The organism is Bradyrhizobium nivariense (assembly GCF_029846695.2).
GTDB lineage: Bacteria > Pseudomonadota > Alphaproteobacteria > Rhizobiales > Xanthobacteraceae > Bradyrhizobium.
The window spans coordinates 13,117-32,406 of sequence record NZ_JARWCR020000030.1 but is presented as its reverse complement, the minus strand read 5'-3'; the positions used below and the strand labels follow the sequence as shown (position 1 = coordinate 32,406).

Below are 19,290 nucleotides of genomic sequence, written 5' to 3'. Positions count from 1 at the left end.
CGCGCGATTGCCGCCGCAATGGCACGGTTAAGCCTTAATTTTTGCCCAGTTTCCGGGCTGTGATCACGTGGACTTGAAGTCGGACGCGGAGAGACGTTTGTCGAAAGCCATCACCATCGTCGCGCTGACCTGCTTCCTCGTCCTCGGCGCCGCCACCACCGCCATTCTCGGCCGCGACAGCGTGCCCAGCGTCAGCGCCGAAATGATCACGCAGGCCCCGGCGCCCAAGCCGCTTGCAACCAACCGGGCCGCCAAGGCCGACCGTCTGGTTCCGACGCTGGCACTGGCCTCGGCCGCGATCGAACCGATCCAGGTTCCGGCCGACAAGCTCGCGCAAATGCCCGGGCTGACCGAGCCGTTGCGCCAGGCGTTTGCCGCCGCCACGCCATCCGATTTCCCGATGCCCAAGGCGAGCGTGAACGAGGCTCCTGCCGCTGCAGAGATTCCTGCCGTCGAAGTCCCGGCCAAGCCGAAGGTCGCCGCCAGGCCGCAGCCGCAGAAATCCTATTCGCTGCTTTCCGACATGCAGATCTCGGGCATCAGGGACCGTCTGAAATTGTCGTCGTCGCAGGAATATTACTGGCCCTCGGTCGAGACCGCGCTGCGCAATGTCGTCCGCAAGATTTCGGCAAACAAGCTGTCCAATCCGAACGTGCAGGGCGTGCCGATCGATCCCAATTGCGACGAGGTCCAGCAGTTGAAGTCGGCCGCTATGCCGCTGTTGTTCCAGCTGCGTGACGACCAGAAAGAGGAAGTGCGCAAGCTCGCCCGCATCATCGGGCTCGAGAAGGTCGCGCAGCAGATCTGACGCGTAAGTTCCTCCCGGAACTGCGCCCGTACCAGGAACATCAGGCAATCGACAAGCGTTGCCCGCTCCAAAGAGGGAGTGGACCAATGCGCGCCTCGACAGCCTATTTCGTCGGTGCCGGAACCATTGTCGCGGCCATCGCCATTGGTCTCGGCGGCGGCATTGTCGCCGGCAATATCATGAATCCGGTCTCGCCCAAGCAGGGGCCCGATACCAGCAAGATGGCGCAGCGCGCTGACGCCGCCAAACCCGCGACGACGAACGCGCCATCCGAGCGTCTGCAATACCTCACCGGCTCGCAAGCCTTCGGCGCCATGGCCGCCGCGCCGGCGCAGGCCGAGTCCAAGTCTGAAGCCAAGTCCGAAGCCAAGTCCGAACCCAAGTCCGAAGCCGCAAAGCTAGACACGCAGACCACTCAGGCGAACGCTGAACCGCCGCCGCCACAGCCTTCGCAAGCGGCCGCGATGGAACAGTCCCCGGCACCGGCATCGCCTCCGCAAGTCGCAAAACCTGCCGAGCAGCAGGCTTCGACGGGACCGTCCTCCTCGATTGACAACGCTTACGCCAAAGCCAGGGATTTTGACGTGAAGCGTGCCGCGTCCGAGAGGCGCCGGATGGAGCGTCGCGAGCGCTGGGCCGAGCGCCGCCATTACGACCCTCGCGAGTCGCGTGGCATGCGCGACCGCACCGATTGGGACGACGTCGCGCGCAACATCCGCGAAGATTCCGATGCGCGCGATGTCTCGAGCCGGCCGCGCGGCGGCTTCCCGCAGATCAGGCTGTTCGGGCCTGACGACGACTAGCGTCCCTCCTTGCCGTCGCGCACGCGATCGTGAGCGACGGTTCGCTCCGCAGGGGCGCTTGCCCCGATTTTCAACTTCCAGACGATCTCCGTTCAATGCATGATTGACGTAGCCAGCCAGAGGCCGCGTCATGGGCGTAGCGCTGTTAGCATGGGGCCGCGTCTTCGGGCCGCACGGCGAATGTATCACCGTGCCGGCGCCGGTTGACCGAGCACCTTGGCTGCTCGTCTCTCCGGCGCGACATGCGCAAGCTCTGCGGGATGTCGGATTCACCGCGCTCCAGTTGCCGCCGACATCGAAGGCGAGGGCAGGCGCGGGCCGCGGTTGCGACGGCGACTGCGTGTTCGGGCCTCGCGGCGGCGCGGCTTCCTCGATTGACCTCACTTTCCTCGTATTACAAACCTCCTGGAGGTTTCCATGTCATTGCATCTGTTGTGGACGTCCGCCGACAGTCTCATCGTGGCCTTCGCGCTCGCATTCATCGTTCCGCGACGGCATGTACTGCCGCTTATTCTGATGTTCGGCGTTTGCGACGCGCTGGGTTCCGCGCTCGGTGTCAGTGTGCCGGTCGCAGGCGGTCTTGCCGCGGTCGCACTGATCTCGTGTGGCGCGTTGCTGGTCCTGCGTCTTCCGGCCGCGCATCGCCTGACACAGGCGGCGGGCTGGGTCTACGTCCTGCCGCCGCTGCTTGCGATGGACAATGTCGTGTCGCACGCGCCGGACCATATCGGCCTCGTGGCGCTGTCCAGCGCCGCGATCGCTGGCCTCGGCTTCGGGTGCGGAGCCGTGGTGCTCAGCTTGCGGACTACGACTCCCGAACGCAGGCGGATGCTTGCCGGCGCCTGCCTGCTCGTCGGCGGAAGCATCCAGGCATTCGGGAGCTGACCATGGTGGCTTCCGTCAGCACCCGCAGCTATGACCTGGCCAGGACCGGTGCGAACAATTCCGAAACGATGCTGACGGCGACCGCCGTCCGTAACAAAGGTATCGTCAAACTCTTCAGCCTTCCGATTCCCGACGATCCCAGGCTCGAGGCGCAGCCGCTGGCGGTCGCCGGCGTGCACATGGCCGATGGCAAGACCCGCGACCTGATCTTCCAGGCCAGCATGGGCAACTGGGTCTATGCATTCGACGCTGTGACCGGCCACAAGATCTGGGCGACGAATCTCGGACGTCCGATCGTCGGAACGAGGGCGATCGACGGCCACATGACCAACGTCCATTGGGGCATTCTCTCGACGCCGGTGATCGATGAAGGGGCAGGTATTCTCTATGCCTGCGCCTGGATCAGCAACGACGGCAGCGTCGCCAAGGGGCAGCATTTTCTCGCAGCCCTGCGGATCAGCGACGGCTCGAAGGTGCACGGCCTCTTGAACCTTGAGGGCGCGGTCTACACGCCGCCGGGCGGCCTACCCGTGCAGAAATTCGTCTCGGCGCAGCGCAAGCAGCGCAGTGCCTTGACGCTGACGCAGAACCACGTGTTGATTCCCTTCGGCACCATCGCGGAGACGTCGAAGACGGCGCGTGGCTGGCTGCTTGCGGTCGATGTTCATGGCTGGCGGCTCGCTGCCGCCTGGTGCGCCACCGTCACCGGCTCCGGCGGCGGGCTATGGCAGAGCGGGGCGGGGCCAGCCGTTGCTCCCGACGGTTCGATCTATGTCATCACCGGCAACGGGGCGTTTTCACCGCAACACGGCGATTTCGGCGAGAGCATCGTGCAGCTGGCCTTGCACACCGGAAACCCTGCCCATTTCGAGGTCGTGTCTTGGTGGGCGCCATGGACCGACGCTAATCGGGTCGGCGCCGCCGCGGTCGCAGCGGCCGAGGACGACGATGACGAGGCGGCATTGCCGTCCAACGTATCCCTGCCTTCCGTGATTGCGCATGCCAGGCGCATGGGAATGCCGCTCAAGCCTCTCCACGCGCGCGAGATGCCGCATGTCGCGGTCACGACAGGTCGCAATGCAATCGATGCGCAGATCGCGTCGGTCGTGGCGCATCACATGGAAGCGATGAACGAGTCGATGTGGGGCGACCAGGATTTCGGTTCCGGCGGTCCGGTCTATGTCGCGTCCGCCCATGCCGTTCTGGCCGCCGGCAAGGATGGCGTCCTCTACACCGGCAACGCCAATACGCTCGGCAACACGCAACCCGGTAATCTTGCGGCCGGCCATTTCGCGGCGAACTACGACAAGCTTCGTATGCCGCCGATCCTGTACACGTATTTCGATCCAGCCGTGCCGCCGGCGCCGGCATCACCGAGTGAGCTGAACCTGTTTCCCGGCGGCGCGACGCGGCACCTGCATGGCACGCCGCTGCTATTCCAGTCCGCTGTTCACGGCATCATGCATTTCGTCGGCGGCGAGAACAGCGCCTTGCGGGCGTGGTCGATCGCAGCGGACGGGACCACGGCCTATCTCGCCGGGGGCGACGAGATCGCCTCGCCGCAATCGCCGCGTCCGCCGGGCGGCATGCCCGGCTGGAGCATCACGCTTGCCGCCAACAACGGCACTGATGGCATCATCGTGGCGATGGTGCCCTATCAGGACAGCAACATGATCCTCAGCCCGGGCCGCTTCCTGGTCTATGACGCGCAGAATTTCGCCACCAATCCGGACGGCTCCAAGCGGCTTCAGGTGATCTGGGACAGCGAGGACTGGGGACCGGAGCACGCCTTCATGCATCCGAAGTTCAATCGTCCGATTGTCTGGAAGGGCCGCATCTATCGCCCGACCTATGACGGGCGCATCGACGTCTATGGCTTGACGCATTAGCGCCGGCGAGATGTGTGCCGTCGACGCGATTGCGTCATTCCGGGCTCGCCGTGCCGCGCACGCATCCTGGAGCGACGGCGGGCTTACCCGCCGTGCGACTCCACGACCTTGCGGCAGCCATCCGAAAGCTTCGACTTGTTCTCGCGCAGACAGGCATTCATCTGCGGCGGCTTGCCGATGTGTTCGGCGCAGAATTTGCCGGCGTCGCTGCGGCAGGCCATCTGCTCCTGCGGCGTCGGGCCGGATTGCGCCGCGGCGGGCAGGGCGGTGGCGGCGAGCAGGAGCGCGGCAAGTACCGGAATCTTCATAAAACACCTCTTTGGGAATGTCGTTGGTCCCGCCTGGGATCAAGCGAGCCGGACCATCTCGCGAACGCCAGGCGCAGGTCCATGCCATGTTCATGGCATCGGCCCGCCCGCCCCGCCGCCGTACCCCCATTTTCATGGCATGTATCCGCGCGCCGTCTTTTGCCATTCAGGCTGCACGTCGGCTGCGAGACCCGGTGATTGCATCGGGACGCCGAACGGGAAGCAGGAGAGCAAGATGTCGAAGAAAGCAGGAGCGCTGAGCGCCGGGCTGACGGTCACGGCGCTGGCGGGTGCGGCGATGGTGTCGCTGGGCACGAGTCCGGCGCAAGCGGTGGTCTATTGCAAGACGGTCGGCATCCCCAAGGGCTGCGTGGTGCGGCCGACCGCGGTGGTGGTTGCGCCGGCCGCCGCGGTCGCGGTGGCGACGCCCGGGGTCGGTGCGCCCGGTGTCGGCGTACGCGCGGGCACGCCGATGAATCGCGGTGGTCCGGTCAATCGCGTCGGCGTGCGCTGAGAAAGACGAAAGAGTTCGGGCGAAGGAGCCTTGCGGACGAACCCCCGCCTCCGCAGGCAAATCATCCGGCCCGTCCCTCTCTCCGCGCGTCCCACACGTTCGGAGAGGGGCCTTTTCAGCTGGCGGCGGCATCGCTGTCGGGGAAAATCTGCGGCAATTGCAGCCGCACGCGCGTGCCCGAGGTATCCGAACTCAGATTGAGCGTCGCCCCGCAGCGCGCGGCACGGCTTCTCATGTTGCGCAGGCCCCGCATCGTCTGGCTTGCGATTGCAACTTCGTCGGTGCCGGTCAGCGCAAAGCCCCTGCCGTCGTCCGCGACGCTGATCACGCCGTACGGCCCCTGGCCATTGTCGAGCGTCTCGACAGTGACGGCGATATTGCGCGCCTGTGCGTGCTTGACCGCATTGGTCACGGCCTCGTCGAGGATGCGCACGATCTGGACGACGTGCCATGGCCGGAGCTCAGGATGCAGCGGTAGGCCCTGCGGGGTCGCCACGCGCCACTCGAGAGTGATGTCGTGCGGCCGCAATTGCATCGCTGCGCGCTCGCGCCAGGAGCCGAGCGCCAGCATCAGGTCGCCGCCGATGTCGTCCATGGAGTCGATGACGAGGCGCAGATCCTTCAGCGCGGCGCGCGCCGCGTCCGTGATGGTCGCGCCCTCGTGTCCGCGCTCGGAGAGCGCGACGATGCTGACGAGCTGGCCGCCGAGACCGTCATGCAGATCGCGCATCAACCGCGTGCGCTCGTTGGCGAGCGTGGTGGCCCTGGCGCGTTCCTCCTCGCGGGCGAAACTCGCCTTCAGCCGCTCCTCGGCCTCGCGCACGCGCGTCACGAGCTGGCCGGCAAAGCTGTCGACCTGGTTCAGCGCGCGCGCGAAGCGCCAGGTCAGCCCGGCGCCGATCGCAACCAGCATCGCCGAATAGGACAGCCGGGTGACGAAGGTGCGATCGTCCGGCACGAACTCGAACACCGAGAGCATGTCGTGAAACCAGCAGGTCAGCACGATCGTGACGGCGCAGCCGAAGGTGAGGCTCGCCGCATCCTGCCGCCTGATCACCGCCTTGGTCACGATGACGGCGAGCAGCATCAGGCAAAGGCCTACGGTCGGCACGCCGAGAAACAGGAAGACGATACGCGGAGCCGGCTGGCCCGCGAGCAGCCCGACGATCAGGATGATCACGCCCGGCGCGAACAGCAGCATGCCGTAACGCGGCCAGCGCCAGCCGAAGAACAGCACCGCGAACACGACGACCAGTGCGCTTTCGATTGGCGCCGACGCCAGCAATATGGCGGCGAGCTGCGGATACGGGGCAGGCGGCACCGGCGGCGGCACGAATGCCTGCACCGCGCCGACCAGCATCCCTGCCGCGAGCACACCATAGACCGGTTCGCGGCGCCGCATCAGCCACATGATCGCGAGGATCACGGCCAGCAACGACTGCCAGGCGGAGAACACCACCGGCAGCGTAACGAACAGCAGCGTGCGCGTCTCGTAGGCCGGACGCAAGCTCGCGTCGGGCCCGACATAGACAGTGTCGAGAAAGCCCTTCAGTGGCCCCCATACGAACAGCCGCACGGTGACCTGGTTCGAGCCGTCGTGAAGCAGCGCTGACGGGACCAGCGCGATCTCGGGCGTGTTGCGGTCGGGCCGGTTGGCGGTGGCATCGCGCCTGCTGTCGAGGATCACGACGTCGTTGACGGCGACCTCCACGCCGTTGCTGAAGCGCGGCAGGAATACCGACCACGCCGCCGCGGCGTCGTGCGCCCTGAAGGTGAAGGCGCCACTGTAGAGCGGCGGGTCGTCGAGCGAATATCGCGACGAGGTGTAATGCGGCAACGTCACCGGCCGCGCCGCGCCGTTCTCCCGCAGGGAGAATTCGGAGACGGCGTAGTCGTCGGGATCGTCCGGCGGCACCAGCCGCAGTACCAGGATGGTGGCGATCACGACCAGCAGCTGGAGCAGGACATAGGGAACGAGGCGCGAGAACCGCCGCCGCCGCAGCGCCTGCGCCGTGACCATCGCCTTTGCCGCGACCTCGCTCACAGTCTGGCTCACAGCTTGATCAGGCCCTGCTGCACCGCCTCGAACACCGCCTCGCTGCGCGTGTGCACCTCGAGCTTGCGGTAGATGTTCTTGATGTGCCCGGGCACGGTCTGCCTGGACAGGCCGAGATGGCCTGCGATCTCGGCGTAGCTGAAGCCTTTTGCGATGCCCCAGAGGATGTCGATCTCGCGTGGGGTGAGCCTTGCGGTGTTGAGCGCGGGACCCGGCGGAGGGTCGGCCGCATTCTGCGCGGCACCTTGCGTTCTGCGCACGATGAAGCGGGCGATCGAGGCCGAGATCGGCGAATGGCCGGCGACCAGATCGCGCACGGTGGTGGCGATATCGGTGGGGAAAGCATCCTTCAGGAGATAGCCGGTGGCGCCGACCGTGATCGCGGAGATCACACTCTCTTCGTCGCCGAGCGCCGAGATCACCATGATCTCGGTGTCGGGAAAGCGCCGCCTCGTCTCGCGGATCAGCTCGACGCCGTGGCCGTCGGGCAGCCGCAGATCGGTGAGCAGCACGCGCGGCGCCCGGTCGCCGAGCCCCGAGCGGGCCTCTGCGAGCGTGCCGGCGCTGCGCACCTCGTAGCCGGCCTTCGCCAGCGCGTCCTGGAGCCGCCAGCAGGTCGGTGCGTCGTCCTCGACGAGGAGGATGGTGATGGCTTCACCCGTCTCGCCCTGTTCGGTCATGATCGTCGTCCTGCACCGCGTGTCCCCCGCGGCGCAGGGCCAAGCTTAGCCGCGGTGCGGACGCCGCGACACCCATAATCATGGGGGCCGCAATGGGCTCCTCCATGCAATCAGCCCCGGGAGCGTCGTTAGCCGGCCGGAGGCGGAGCTGGAATCCGCTGGACCCGGATCGTCGCCGTGCCGCTGTTGTTGTTGTAGAACTGGATGCGCGGCCCCTGGAGCGAGACGAGCCAGCGCGGCGCGAACCGCAATGGTACGATTCGCGGCAAGAACTGGACGGCGTCATTGACGTAGAAGAACAGCTCGCCGGACTCGGGAGCCACGAACTCCGCGACAAGCAGATCGGACAATCCCTGCCGCCGCCATAGCGCGCGTGCCGCCGGCAGCGCGTCAGCCGGGATCGGCTCGAAATCTCCGAACTGACGCCAGACACGGCTCAATTCGCTGTCCGGCTTCTTGAACTCCGCGGAGTCCTCGATACGGATGGGGCAATTGTCCCTCGTGGTGTCCTCATACGCCGGCACCGTCGCGTTGACCCGACGCGGCAACTCGTCGGCCGGACTGCTGTTGACGGCCAGCAGCGCCAGATTGTTCGATCCTCTGGCGCCGACCCGCACGATTGGCTGGAACCAGTCTGCGCCGTAGAGTCGCAGGATCGGCACGGCCGAGTGATGGGTCGGATCCGGCGGGGTCTTGAACCCGTTCAGGCCCGTCATGATGGTGCGGTCGAACCACGGATCGGCCATTTGAATCCAGACGCGATATTTGCGCCCCTTCTCGACCGCAAGGCGGCTCGCCCAGCAGAAATCGCTGACGCGGAACAACTCGCCGTCACGGGCCGTCGCCGGCACGTCTCCGACGGCTCGTGTGGATACGCTGCTGACGCAAATGTCGCCGATGCCTTCGCGCCAGTTGAGATAGCCGCGGGACGTCAGCAGCAGGGCGGAGCCGAAGATGGCGACGAGGAAAATGCCCGGCAGCAGGACGTTGGTGAATGCCATGCGTACCGGCCACGCGTGCAGCCGCATCCAGCGTCCGATCGCGAGCAGCCAACCCGATTTGCTCACCCGGCGTCTGGAGGTCTTCCGGTCGGGTCTGTACCAGGCCAGTCGCGCGCGCTCCTGAATGCTGTCGCGCAGCACCGCGTTCCTGTTCCAGGCGATGAGGATGACAATGACAAGAACCGTAGTGAGAAAGGGATAGTAGAGTGCGATGGCAAGCCACGGCCCCGCATAGGATGGCAGGACATTCGCGAGAAGATCCGCGAGCGGCTTGACGACGGGGCCGGTGCCGTTGTCGAACCACGTGATCCATTTGAGCAGGCCAGTGTCCTGGAGACCGTGATCCTTGGACGACCCCACCACTGCGCGCGCGATCCAGGGCCATGCGACAAGTAGGCCAAGCGCGATAACCAGCGAGAAGTAGGCCACGCGGCGCCACCACACGGTGTCGAGCACCTGCCGGGCCATCTCGGCATCGGGCGGGCTCATCGCTGTGAATGCATCGGCTTCAGCCGCTTTTTGCCGATCCCCTGTTCTCGCCGCGTAGGCCGACTTCATGGCCTTGCGCGTCTCGTCCTTCGTGAGCGGCAACACCTCTCCGCTCGGCAGCAGCACCCGGGCATTTGCCGGAAGCATCAGCGGTGCATAATTGTCGCATCCGTGCAGCATGCGTTCGACGACGGCGAAATGCACCACCGGCGATCCGCCATCTTCCTTGCGGTCCGCGATCGGACGCGGGCCGTAGCGATACAGCACCCCCGCGCCGCTGCGTGAATCATGCATCGGCCCGATCGCCGACTGGTACTCGCGGAAATGCTCGATCGTGCCGTCCTGGAAGCGGAGCCTGCCGTCGAGCTGATCAGTCATCCAGACCAGGGGCACGAAGGACAGCGTGGAGTCCGGATAGCCCCCGCCGATGTCGGAATGGACTCCCGTGAACCACACCTCCTTGACGACCTGTCCCTGCGGAGGATCGCGCTGGTCGATCCGCAGCGGATGGAAGGTGGTGCGCTCGTCGTCGAGCGCGAGCGCATGGCAAGCGCGCTTGACCGTCTTCGACAGCCGGTGATTGCGGAACGAGATCGGCCAGATCGCCCAGTCGATCGCGAGGCGGAGCTCCTCGACCGGGACGCCGAAGGCCTCGACCGTGTCGAATAGTCCGAGGAATTCGATCTCGATTTGTTTGCGGCCGTCCATCGCTTCGCGAACCTTGGCATAGGAGCGATGCCCAAGGACGAGGTGATAGAGATAGATCAGGACGTCGCGGATCCAGCGGACGATCCAGATCGTCGGCAGGCTGCGATAGCCGACCGACTCCTTGCGGTATTCCCGCCAGGCAGCCATCGTGTTGCGCTGCATTTCCACATGCGACACCGCAACCTTGTCAACCACCGCCGGCACCAGGCACTGGCTCGCGATCAGCGACGCCAGCGTGCGCGCGGTGAAGGCGCCACGGCTGAAGCCGAAAATGTAGATCTCGTCGCCCTCGCGCCAGTTCCAGCACAGGAAACGGTAGAGCTTGCGGACGTTGGCAGGCACGCCGATGCCGGTGGCGCCGTCGAGCGCCGCGAGCGGCGCCCAGCCGGCGGTGCCGACGCCCTTGATGTAGTAAGCGATCTGGTCCGGCTGGGTGTGGTCGAGTGCCTCGTAGAGACGCCAGACGCTGGATTCCTGGGTGGTGAACGCGTTGCCGGTGCCGTCGGCGAACAGCACCAGCTTGCGTTTTGGCGGGACGGTGGTGGTCGTCCCGTCGGAATGCATCTCGATATGCGCGTGTTCCGGTCCGGCAGAATCGGCGTTCGGTGCGCCATCATGGTGCGGCATGAGCCCCTCCGGCAATTCGACGGGGGCGCGCTTCAGGCCCGAGCCGGGCAGCACTCCCCGGAGTCAATTAATGGTTGCAATGGTTGCGTCATGAAAATGCAGGTGCATTCTGCACACAATCCCGCTGAGGTAGCAAGCGGGAACGCGCAGCCGCGGTACGACGCGGGTGAAGCGGGCGCGGATTATTCCGTCTTGCAGGCGGCGTGTCGGACGGCCCGGGCAGCCGTCCCGGCAGGCGCCTCCCCCCGGCGAACGGGGAGAGGCGGAGTGTTTTGCCTCTACCTGCCATTGCCGCGGCACGCGCCGCCAGGGCCGATATGGTAGCCGCGCGGGCAAGCATGCGCGGCCGGGTTGGCGTAGTTCCTGAGACAGCCGCCATAGGGGCCGCGGTGCCATCCGGGGCCGCAGCCGCCGGCGACTGCGATGACATCGCCATTCGCGCCCGCGCCGAGCGGAGCGAGCGGCATGGCCTGGGCCGAGCCTGTGATCGCGCCGAGCGCGAGGGCTGCGGCAAACACGGTTCGCATCATGTCTTGTCCTCCCGAATGCCGCTGCTTCAATGGCCAGCGGCGAACGCAATGCCGGCGCGCACTTCGACGATGGCCTGGTCGATCAGCCCGATCGCCTTCTCGCGATGGCCGCCCTTGTTCGGCTCGGCCTTGCCGAGTTCGGCGCGGGCCGATTGCAGAATCGCGATGGCTTCGTCCATGTGCGGCTGCGCGCCCAGCGCGTAACCGATGCAGAGGCTGGTCGCGATGGCGCCGCCGAGTACGAAGCTGCGGGGTAGAGAGGTTCGCATGTCGTTGTCTCCTCCAGCGGGCGTCAGACTCGGGCCGCCCGTTTGCCCGGATGCGGTCCCTTGTGTGGCGGGATGCCGCATCCGCTGCCTCAATAGGGCCCGCCCGTGCGGGTCGTCTTGGACTATCCGGCGCCGGCGGCGGCGCGGTTTGGACTGACCGGCGCAGCTTGATTCACGTTGGCGTGCTGATAGCCTGCGGCGCGCCGGTGTTTGGCAGGCGTTCATTTCAGGCCTGACAGGCTGCGGCACGCTTCCGTGCACGAGCTTTTCCCAAAAGTCCTTTTGGAAGTTCTTTCGATGTCCGTCATCAGGAAGGCGCTCTCGACCGACATGCTGCCGCAGGACCTGTCCGACCGGCAGCGCTTCATCCGCTTCGCCGAGTTGTTCGAGCATTTCTCCAACACCGGCGAGCTCGATCCGGCGTCCGACGTGCCGTTTCGCGCCACGATGAACTCGATCCATATCGGTACCACCATGCTCGGGCGCTGCGACGGCAGCTTCGTCACGGTCCGGCGCGAAAAGCGCCAGGTGCTCGAGACCGGCGACGACCGCTTTTGCCTCGCGCGCAACACGGGCGATCGCCCTTCGCAGGTGGTCCATCGCGGTCGCGAATTCACCATGCGGCCGGGATCGATGGTGCTGCTCAAGCTGGACGAGCCGTTCTTCGCCGCCGACGGCGCGAGCCACAAGCGCTTCACCAATGTGCATCTGCCTGTCGATACGCTGCGTGCGATGGTCGCTAACGTGGACGATCTCGTTGGCTGCGAGCTCGAGCCCGGCGGCGCGCTGTCGCTGGCGATGGACTACAGCGACCTGCTGCTTCGCCATCCCGCAGCCGTCGACGAAGCCGGCATGGCGATCGCTGCCCATCTGCTCGATCTCGCCGCAATAGGTCTCGGCGCCCGCAGCGATGTCGCCGTCGCCGCGCGACGCCGGGGCCTGCGCGCGGTGCGGCTCAAGGCCGTTCTGTCGATCCTCGAGGCGCGCTTCCACGAGCCGGATTTTTCCGCGCAAAAGCTCGCCGCCGCCGCCGGCCTCTCCGAACGCTACGTCAACGAGCTGCTGTTCGAGGCCGGCGCCAGCTTCACCACGCGCCTCAACGAGCTGCGCCTGCGCAAGGCCGCCGATCTTCTCGCCCATCGCGACGGCCGCATCAGCGACATCGCCTTCGCCTGCGGCTTCAACGACCTCTCATATTTCAATCGCTGCTTTCGCAGGAGATTCGGCCTGACGCCGACCGCGGTAAGGGGGAAGTGAGGGGGCGATTTTCGTAGGTTGCCACCTTACGAAACGTCCACCCGCGGCGGCGGATACCGCCGCGCCAGCGCCGACAGCGGCAGATGCCGCTCGTCTTCCGGCAGATCCAGCCAGGCCAGCACCAGCGGCCGCTTCCAGTCGCCGACGCCGAAATCCATCGTCATCCATTTTTGCGGCTCCGGGCCATCGAGGCCGCGGACCCAGACGAAATAGCGGGGCAGATCGTCGGCGTCCGCTTCCGTCGTGCGTCTCCTGGCCATCAAAGCTGCTCGCTGCATCGGTACCCGTTGCTGCACGATATAGGTATTGGCTCGGCGAAGTCGAACGCCTGCGGCGAGCGGGCCCGTCAGCATGCGGTCTTCTGCGGGTAAAAAAGCATGGCCGGGCCGACGTCAGCCGCGTGCGGCACTTCCACGTCACTGCCAGATTTGGCTCTCCGCCACGCGGTTGATGTCGGCGAGCCGGCGGTCGGCGTCGCCCTCGAGATCGATACTCGCCACCAGCGTCAACAGGCGCCGATACGCACCATCGGCGATTTCGACCGGCAGCGGGGCCTCGTCAAAGGCCTCGACATAATTGTCAACGAGGCTGCTCAACAAGCGGCACAGGCCGCGCTGGGCGGGATCGTCGCGGCCGAGCGTCTCGAGCTTTTGCTGAAAGATACGAAAGGTTCGCAGGCCGTGGTGCTGTTCGGAAAGCCACGCGTGCAGGTCGTTCATACGAGCTCCCTCGAGTCAGAGAAGAAGCTACCGGCTTATACAGTGGGGATGTGACGTTTGCTAGGGAGGGGAGCCGTGCCCCTGGCCGACAATCGCCTGGTCGCATAACGAGTTGAATTTGCAATAGTTTTAGTCGCCGATTACTGCGGATACCAACAGGAATACCAACAAAATGACGGACGGCAGTAGCTCGCAAAAATAAATCAGCAAGCGCTCGGCAGCAGGCAGGGCCCATGCCGTTCCGGTCTCCACAATCGCCGACCGGAATCGAACCCGGCTCAGACTCGAAATATTTGGTGGAGGCAGGCGAGCGCTTACTCAGCAGCTTTCAGTCTTCTTCGAAGTGGAATGATTGAAAATCGTGAGTTTGACTCCCACTCTCTCCGCCATTCGCACGATTTTGTACGCCAACCCGCGATTTTGGACTACGTGATGCGCGATAGCACGCTGTTGGGCCTTGACGCTTGCGCGGGGAGCAATAATGCAGGAATCGATGTCCACACAATTGTACAATTGTGGTTCAGGCCGAGAATGCAATCGTGCAATCAGTACGGCCGGATGCTCTGGTTTCAGGCGTCATTTCGAAAAAGTCGCCACAGTGCTCAGCGCCGTTTCTGGCGGCGCCGCTTCTGAGTTGCGAGGGGTCGCTTCTGGCGCGAAGCGGACCTTTGCAAACACACACGACTCTAAGTTGGTGACGAATTGTGCGGGATACTTGGAGTACTTCGAGTGGTAGGCCGAGATAAATTCAGGCTGGAGTATATATGATGAGCTTCAGGTCAGGATCATCATTCGGCTGGAAACTTGCGTGCGCAAAACGCAACATACCCTTCTTTGGATGTCGCAAGCGATGGATTCCGCCGACGCCGCCTCGAATGTCGTGGGCTTCCCACCATTCTGCAAACTCAGGGCTGCCGTCGCGAAGGCGCGTCAGCAACGCGACGAATGCAGGATCGCCGGCCCAGAGATCGTGGGTCGCACGGAACCGCGCGACGACACGCTTGGCCTCCTCGGCCCAGCTTGATCCAAACAGCCGGCGCGATCCTGGATGGAGCAGAACGCAGACGAGAATGTTGCAGTCTTCTTCCGCCAGGCGATCAAAGCCAAAAATGTCGGCGGCAGCCTTGTTCCAGGCAAGAACGTCCCACCGCCGACCGGCGATGTAAGCCGGTTGATTGAGTGACTCGACCAAGCTTCGAAGGGCTGCGGAAACGGTTTCCCGGGTGAAGGGGCGTCGATTGGTTCCTGATGCCAGGGCACGCAAATGCGCATGTTCGACTTTACTGAGGCGCAGCGCTCGCGCCAGCGCGTCAATTGTGGTGACCGAAGGACTGACGGCCCGTCCCTGTTCCAGCCGGATGTACCAATCGACCCCGATCCCGGCCAGTTCGGCGACTTCCTCGCGCCGCAAGCCGGGAGCGCGACGTCTTCGCCCATCGGGAAGACCAACCGATTTGGGGTTAAGTTTGGAGCGCCGCGAACGAAGAAAGTTGCCGAACTCGCTTCGGCTGAGGTCTGCCATGGCCTTGTTCCCAGAATGCAGGTACTAGCAGTCCTAGGATACTACTAGTCCTGCCACGACGCGCAACCGGTGATTAAAAGAAAACGCCGGAAGCATCAACCGGCTCATGTCCTGGCTCTTCCAGCCGGACTTCCCAACGGGTCGGTGGGCTTAGCTCCAAAGGAGGCCGGAATATGTACATCCAAGTGAATGGCTCGACGGTGTCCGTTCCGGACGATCCACGCACCTCGCTGCTCGACCTGCTGCGTGAGCATCTGCATCTCACGGGCACCAAGGTAGGTTGCAATCAGGGCGCGTGCGGCGCCTGCACGGTCTTGGTCGATGGCGAGCGGATCATCTCGTGCCTGGCGCTGGCGGTGCAATATGACGGCCGCGCGATTACGACTGTCGAAGGTTTGGCCGAGGGCGAGAGCTTGCACCCGCTGCAGGCGGCCTTCATCGAGCATGACGGCTTCCAGTGCGGCTACTGCACGCCGGGGCAGATCTGCTCCGCCATCGGCATGGCGAGCGAGATCGCACGGGGCATCCCGAGCCATGTGACCGAAGACCTTGCCGCCGAGACCATCACCATCAGCCGCACCGAGCTCCAGGAGCGGATGAGCGGTAATCTGTGTCGCTGCGGCGCGCACAACGGCATCATCGACGCGATCAGCGAAGTCTACGGGAGCGCCCGCGGCGCGCCGGACGTCGCGCTCATTGAGGAACTTGCGCAATGATCCCATTCAGCTATTCGCGTGCGGGAGATGCGGGGCAGGCGCTCGCACTGGCGTCCACGCCAGGCGCCAAGTTCCTGGGCGGTGGCACCAACCTCGTCGATCTGATGCGCGAGACGGTCGAGCGGCCGACGGCGCTGGTCGACGTGACCGGCCTGGCCGACGCGATCGAGGAGCGCGAGGACGGCGGCCTGCTGATCGGCGCGGGCGTGAGAAACAGCTCGCTCGCTGCACACCCCGTGGTGCGCACCCGCTACCCTGTGCTTTCCCGCGCGATCCTGGCAGGCGCCAGCGCGCAGATCCGCAACATGGCGACGGTCGGCGGCAACCTGCTCCAGCGCACGCGATGCACCTATTTCTACGACAACGAAGGTTCGCGCTGCAATAAGCGCGCACCTGGCGAGGGCTGCGATGCAATTGGTGGCTTCAACCGCATCCATGCCATTTTGGGTGCATCAGACGCCTGCGTGGCGACTCATCCGTCCGACATGTGCGTGGCGCTCGCCGCGCTCGACGCGTTGGTCCACATCACCGGGGCGGGCGGAGCCCGCAGCGTAGCAGTGAGCGACTTCCATTGCCTGCCCGGCGTCCGACCGGACATCGAGACAGTGCTTGAACCTGGCGACCTGATCACCGGGATCGAGCTGCCAGCATTGCCGATCGCGGCACATTCCAGCTACCGCAAGGTACGCGACCGGGCCAGCTACGCCTTCGCGTTGGTGTCCGTGGCGGCGGCGCTGGAGATCGATGGTGACATGGTCAGGGACGTGCGGCTCGCGCTTGGCGGTGTGGCGCACAAGCCGTGGCGCGCGGCCAAGGCGGAGGCGCTGCTGAAAGGCGGCCCGGCAAATGCGATGGCATTCCGCGCGGCAGCGGACGCAGAGCTGGCCGACGCCAAGCCGCTCAACCACAATGGGTTCAAGATCGAGCTGGCGGCGCGGACGATCACCGCCGTGCTCTCGGAACTGGCGGGAGCAGAAGCATGAGCAACATTCTCGAGGACGCCAAGAACGCTGTGCAGGGCGCTATGCAGATGGCGATGATGAAGGCGGTCCAGCTCGCGCCGGACAGCTTCATTCCCGGTGGGCGGCCCGATCCCTTGATCCGCGAGCAGCACGGCAATGTCGGCAAGCCTCTCTCGCGGCTCGACGGTCCGCTCAAGGTGCGCGGCGCGGCCCCGTTCGCGGCCGAGTTCCCGCTCGACGGGATGCTCTACGCATCGGTCGCGTTCAGCAACGTGGTCAAGGGCCGCATCAGCCGGATCGATGCGGCGGCGACCGAAGCCGCGCCCGGCGTGACGCTGGTGATGACGCACCTCAACGCGCCGAAGATGGCCGTTGTCCCGCTGATCAAGACCCAGCCGAAAGCGGCGGGCAACATCGACCTGCCGATCATGCAAGACGACCGCGTGCACTGGAGCGGGCAGCCAATCGCGGTGGTGCTCGCCCGGACGCAGGAACAGGCCGATCACGCCAGATCGCTGCTCCGCTTCGAATATGAGACCGAGGCCTCGGTCACCTCCTTTGCCGAAGCCAAGGCCAAAGGCACGGAGACCGGCCAGGTCGGGGGCCGGCCGCTCAAGATGGAACGCGGAGACACGGATAAGGCGCTGGCCGCCGCGCCGTACAAGGTCGATATCAGCTACACGAGCCCGCGCCAGAACCACAACGCGATCGAGCTGCACGCCTGCACGGTCGCGTGGGACGGGGATACGCTGCACGTTCACGACGCTTCGCAGCTCGTCGCGCACAGCGCCTGGAGCCTCGCCCATGCGTTCGGGATCGCGGAAGAACAGGTTCGCGTCACCTCGCCGTTCGTCGGCGGCGGCTTTGGCGGCAAGTGCTTGTGGTGGCATCAGATGCTCGCCGCGGCGGCGGCCAAGCTGTCCGGCCGTCCGGTGCGCATGATGCTCTCGCGCGAAGGCGTCTACCGCATCGTTGGCGGCCGGGGTCCGACCGAGCAGCGCGTTGCGATCGCCGCACAGGCGGACGGCACCTTCGACGCACTGGTCCATACCGGGACGGTGGCGGTCAGCCCGCACAAATCAATGGCGGAGCCGTTCATCCTGCCGGTGATGAGCGCCTATGCCTGCGGCAGCCTCAAGTTCCACCTCGAAGTCGCCTATGTCGACATGCTGGCCAGTACCTTCATGCGCGCGCCCGGCGAAGCAGTTGGTACCTTCGCGCTGGAAAGCGCAATCGACGAACTCGCGGTGAAGATGGGCATGGACCCAATCGAACTGCGCCTGAAGAACGAGCCAGAGACGGATCCGTTGACCGGCGCGCCGCCATCGCAGCGCGATACGAAAAAAGCCTACCGCGACGGTGCCGAGCGGTTCGGCTGGTCGCAGCGCGGTGCGCCGGGCAGCCGCCGCGGGGGCGAGTGGCAAATCGGCATGGGCGTAGCCACCGCGACCTACCCCTATTACCGCGAGCCGGGCGGCGCAGCGCGCATGACGCTGTCACGCGATGGCGGTGTGACAGTCGAGATCGCCGCGCACGAGATGGGCATGGGGACCATGACGGCCCACACCCAGGTGATCGCTGACCGCCTTGGATTGCCGCTCGACAAGGTGGATTTCCGGTATGGCGACAGTTTCCAGCCCGGGGTGGTACGGGGCGCCGGCGCGCAACAGACCGCCTCGATCGGCTTCTCGGTCATCGCCGCGCATCGGGAGCTGGTGGTAGAACTGCTCAAGCTAGCGGGCAACGATACGCCACTTGCCGGGCTGACGGCAGACGAAGTGGGTGGCTTCAACGGCGGTCTTGCCAAGCTAGACGAGCCGGGCCGGCACGAGAGCTACGCCTCGATCCTGGCACGTGCGCAGCTGGACGAACTGGTGGTCGAGGGCACCGCGCCGCCGCCACTCGAGTCGCAGCATTGGTCGATGCACAGCCACGGCGCCATGTTCTGCGAGGTCGCTGTCAACGCGGTAACTGGGGAGATACGCGTGCGCCGCTTCCTCGGCTCGTTTGACTGCGGTCGCATTCTCAATCCCAAGACCGCAGCCAGCCAGTTCCGCGGCGGCATCATCATGGGCATCGGCCTTGCGTTGATGGAGGAGACACAGTTCGACGAGCGGCTCGGGCGCATCATGAATCCGAGCCTCGCCGAGTACCACATCCCGGTGCACATGGACGTACCCGAGATCGAGGTGATCTGGACCGACATACCCGATCCGCACGCCCCGATGGGCGCACGTGGCATCGGCGAGATCGGCATCACGGGAGTCGGCGCGGCAGTAGCAAACGCCATCTTCAATGCGACAGGCCGTCGTATTCGCGACCTGCCGATCACATTGGACAAGCTGCTATAGCGAGTTCATGCAGGACAGCCGGCGCCAATTGACGACGAATGATTGTCGTTGTTGGCCTTGCTTTGTGTGCCGACCGGTCAGTCCGGGATCAGGAGCGTGGCGGCGGCGGCACGATAAACAAACCGAATCGTTGCTCACATTCTTCATCGATCGCGCCAGTGTTCAACGGGCTTTCGGTAATAAGCGTTGGCAAGGC

At 65.3% G+C, this 19,290-nt stretch carries 18 protein-coding genes; 9 read left to right on the top strand and 9 right to left on the bottom strand.

Annotation, left to right across the window (positions count from 1 at the left end; translation table 11 throughout):
- Positions 1–97: 97 nt before the first annotated feature.
- The 4 genes from QCM77_RS23580 to QCM77_RS23565 all read left to right on the top strand — a co-directional run bounded on the left by QCM77_RS23580 (position 98) and on the right by QCM77_RS23565 (position 4,385).
- Positions 98–808, top strand: coding sequence for a hypothetical protein (locus QCM77_RS23580; RefSeq protein WP_279685103.1), 711 nt, complete (start codon positions 98–100; stop codon positions 806–808).
- A gap of 86 nt (positions 809–894) precedes the next feature.
- Entirely contained in the window at positions 895–1,611 is a 717-nt protein-coding gene (locus tag QCM77_RS23575) for a hypothetical protein (protein ID WP_279685101.1), read from the top strand.
- 417 nt (positions 1,612–2,028) lie between these two features.
- A complete protein-coding gene (locus tag QCM77_RS23570) occupies positions 2,029–2,496 on the top strand; it encodes a hypothetical protein (protein ID WP_279663169.1) in 468 nt (155 codons plus the stop codon).
- Positions 2,497–2,498: 2 nt separating this feature from the next.
- Positions 2,499–4,385, top strand: a complete 1,887-nt coding sequence (locus QCM77_RS23565; protein ID WP_279685099.1) for a hypothetical protein — start codon at positions 2,499–2,501, stop codon at positions 4,383–4,385.
- 83 nt (positions 4,386–4,468) lie between these two features.
- Here QCM77_RS23565 and QCM77_RS23560 read toward each other — a convergent pair whose 3' ends face one another.
- Positions 4,469–4,693, bottom strand: coding sequence for a cysteine rich repeat-containing protein (locus tag QCM77_RS23560; protein ID WP_279663166.1), 225 nt, complete (start codon positions 4,691–4,693; stop codon positions 4,469–4,471).
- Positions 4,694–4,928: 235 nt separating this feature from the next.
- Between QCM77_RS23560 and QCM77_RS23555 the strand changes: the two genes are divergently transcribed.
- Complete coding sequence (locus QCM77_RS23555; RefSeq protein WP_279685098.1) at positions 4,929–5,207, top strand: hypothetical protein; 279 nt, start codon at positions 4,929–4,931, stop codon at positions 5,205–5,207.
- Between the two features lie 115 nt (positions 5,208–5,322).
- On the opposite strand, the gene QCM77_RS23550 is transcribed toward QCM77_RS23555, so the two are convergent.
- The 5 genes from QCM77_RS23550 to QCM77_RS23530 all read right to left on the bottom strand — a co-directional run bounded on the left by QCM77_RS23550 (position 5,323) and on the right by QCM77_RS23530 (position 11,567).
- Positions 5,323–7,251: a sensor histidine kinase gene (locus tag QCM77_RS23550; RefSeq protein ID WP_279685162.1), complete on the bottom strand. Its 1,929-nt coding sequence runs from the start codon at positions 7,249–7,251 to the stop codon at positions 5,323–5,325.
- Positions 7,252–7,259: 8 nt separating this feature from the next.
- Positions 7,260–7,943: a response regulator gene (locus QCM77_RS23545; protein ID WP_279685096.1), complete on the bottom strand. Its 684-nt coding sequence runs from the start codon at positions 7,941–7,943 to the stop codon at positions 7,260–7,262.
- A 128-nt stretch (positions 7,944–8,071) separates the two neighbouring features.
- On the bottom strand, positions 8,072–10,768 hold the full coding sequence (locus QCM77_RS23540; RefSeq protein WP_279685095.1) for a T6SS phospholipase effector Tle1-like catalytic domain-containing protein: 2,697 nt from the start codon (positions 10,766–10,768) through the stop codon (positions 8,072–8,074).
- A 278-nt stretch (positions 10,769–11,046) separates the two neighbouring features.
- Entirely contained in the window at positions 11,047–11,298 is a 252-nt protein-coding gene (locus QCM77_RS23535) for a GCG_CRPN prefix-to-repeats domain-containing protein (RefSeq protein WP_462675990.1), read from the bottom strand.
- Between the two features lie 26 nt (positions 11,299–11,324).
- Positions 11,325–11,567 (bottom strand): hypothetical protein, encoded by a 243-nt coding sequence (locus QCM77_RS23530; RefSeq protein ID WP_279663163.1) that lies wholly within the window; start codon positions 11,565–11,567, stop codon positions 11,325–11,327.
- Between the two features lie 297 nt (positions 11,568–11,864).
- On the opposite strand from QCM77_RS23530, the gene QCM77_RS23525 reads away from it, so the two are divergent.
- Positions 11,865–12,824 carry a helix-turn-helix transcriptional regulator gene (locus tag QCM77_RS23525; RefSeq protein WP_279685094.1) on the top strand — a complete coding sequence of 320 codons (960 nt, stop codon included), beginning with the start codon at positions 11,865–11,867 and terminating at the stop codon, positions 12,822–12,824.
- A 26-nt stretch (positions 12,825–12,850) separates the two neighbouring features.
- Here the strand turns inward: QCM77_RS23525 and QCM77_RS23520 are convergent, their stop codons facing one another.
- From QCM77_RS23520 to QCM77_RS23510, 3 genes are all read right to left on the bottom strand, one after another.
- Positions 12,851–13,084 (bottom strand): hypothetical protein, encoded by a 234-nt coding sequence (locus tag QCM77_RS23520; RefSeq protein WP_279685160.1) that lies wholly within the window; start codon positions 13,082–13,084, stop codon positions 12,851–12,853.
- 156 nt (positions 13,085–13,240) lie between these two features.
- Entirely contained in the window at positions 13,241–13,543 is a 303-nt protein-coding gene (locus QCM77_RS23515; RefSeq protein ID WP_279685093.1) for a hypothetical protein, read from the bottom strand.
- A 748-nt stretch (positions 13,544–14,291) separates the two neighbouring features.
- Positions 14,292–15,065 carry a helix-turn-helix transcriptional regulator gene (locus QCM77_RS23510; protein ID WP_279685092.1) on the bottom strand — a complete coding sequence of 258 codons (774 nt, stop codon included), beginning with the start codon at positions 15,063–15,065 and terminating at the stop codon, positions 14,292–14,294.
- A 173-nt stretch (positions 15,066–15,238) separates the two neighbouring features.
- Here QCM77_RS23510 and QCM77_RS23505 point away from each other — a divergent pair, with 173 nt between their 5' ends.
- Genes QCM77_RS23505 through QCM77_RS23495 form a run of 3 tightly spaced genes read left to right on the top strand, consistent with a single transcriptional unit; the run spans position 15,239 to position 19,094 of the window.
- Entirely contained in the window at positions 15,239–15,781 is a 543-nt protein-coding gene (locus tag QCM77_RS23505; protein ID WP_279685091.1) for a 2Fe-2S iron-sulfur cluster-binding protein, read from the top strand.
- Positions 15,778–16,764 (top strand): FAD binding domain-containing protein, encoded by a 987-nt coding sequence (locus tag QCM77_RS23500; RefSeq protein ID WP_279685089.1) that lies wholly within the window; start codon positions 15,778–15,780, stop codon positions 16,762–16,764. The genes QCM77_RS23505 and QCM77_RS23500 overlap by 4 nt, the downstream gene beginning before the upstream one ends.
- 47 nt (positions 16,765–16,811) lie before the next feature.
- The gene (locus QCM77_RS23495; protein WP_279685088.1) at positions 16,812–19,094 is read left to right on the top strand and encodes a xanthine dehydrogenase family protein molybdopterin-binding subunit; all 2,283 of its coding nucleotides are present in this window, start codon (positions 16,812–16,814) and stop codon (positions 19,092–19,094) included.
- The last annotated feature ends 196 nt before the right edge of the window (positions 19,095–19,290 follow it).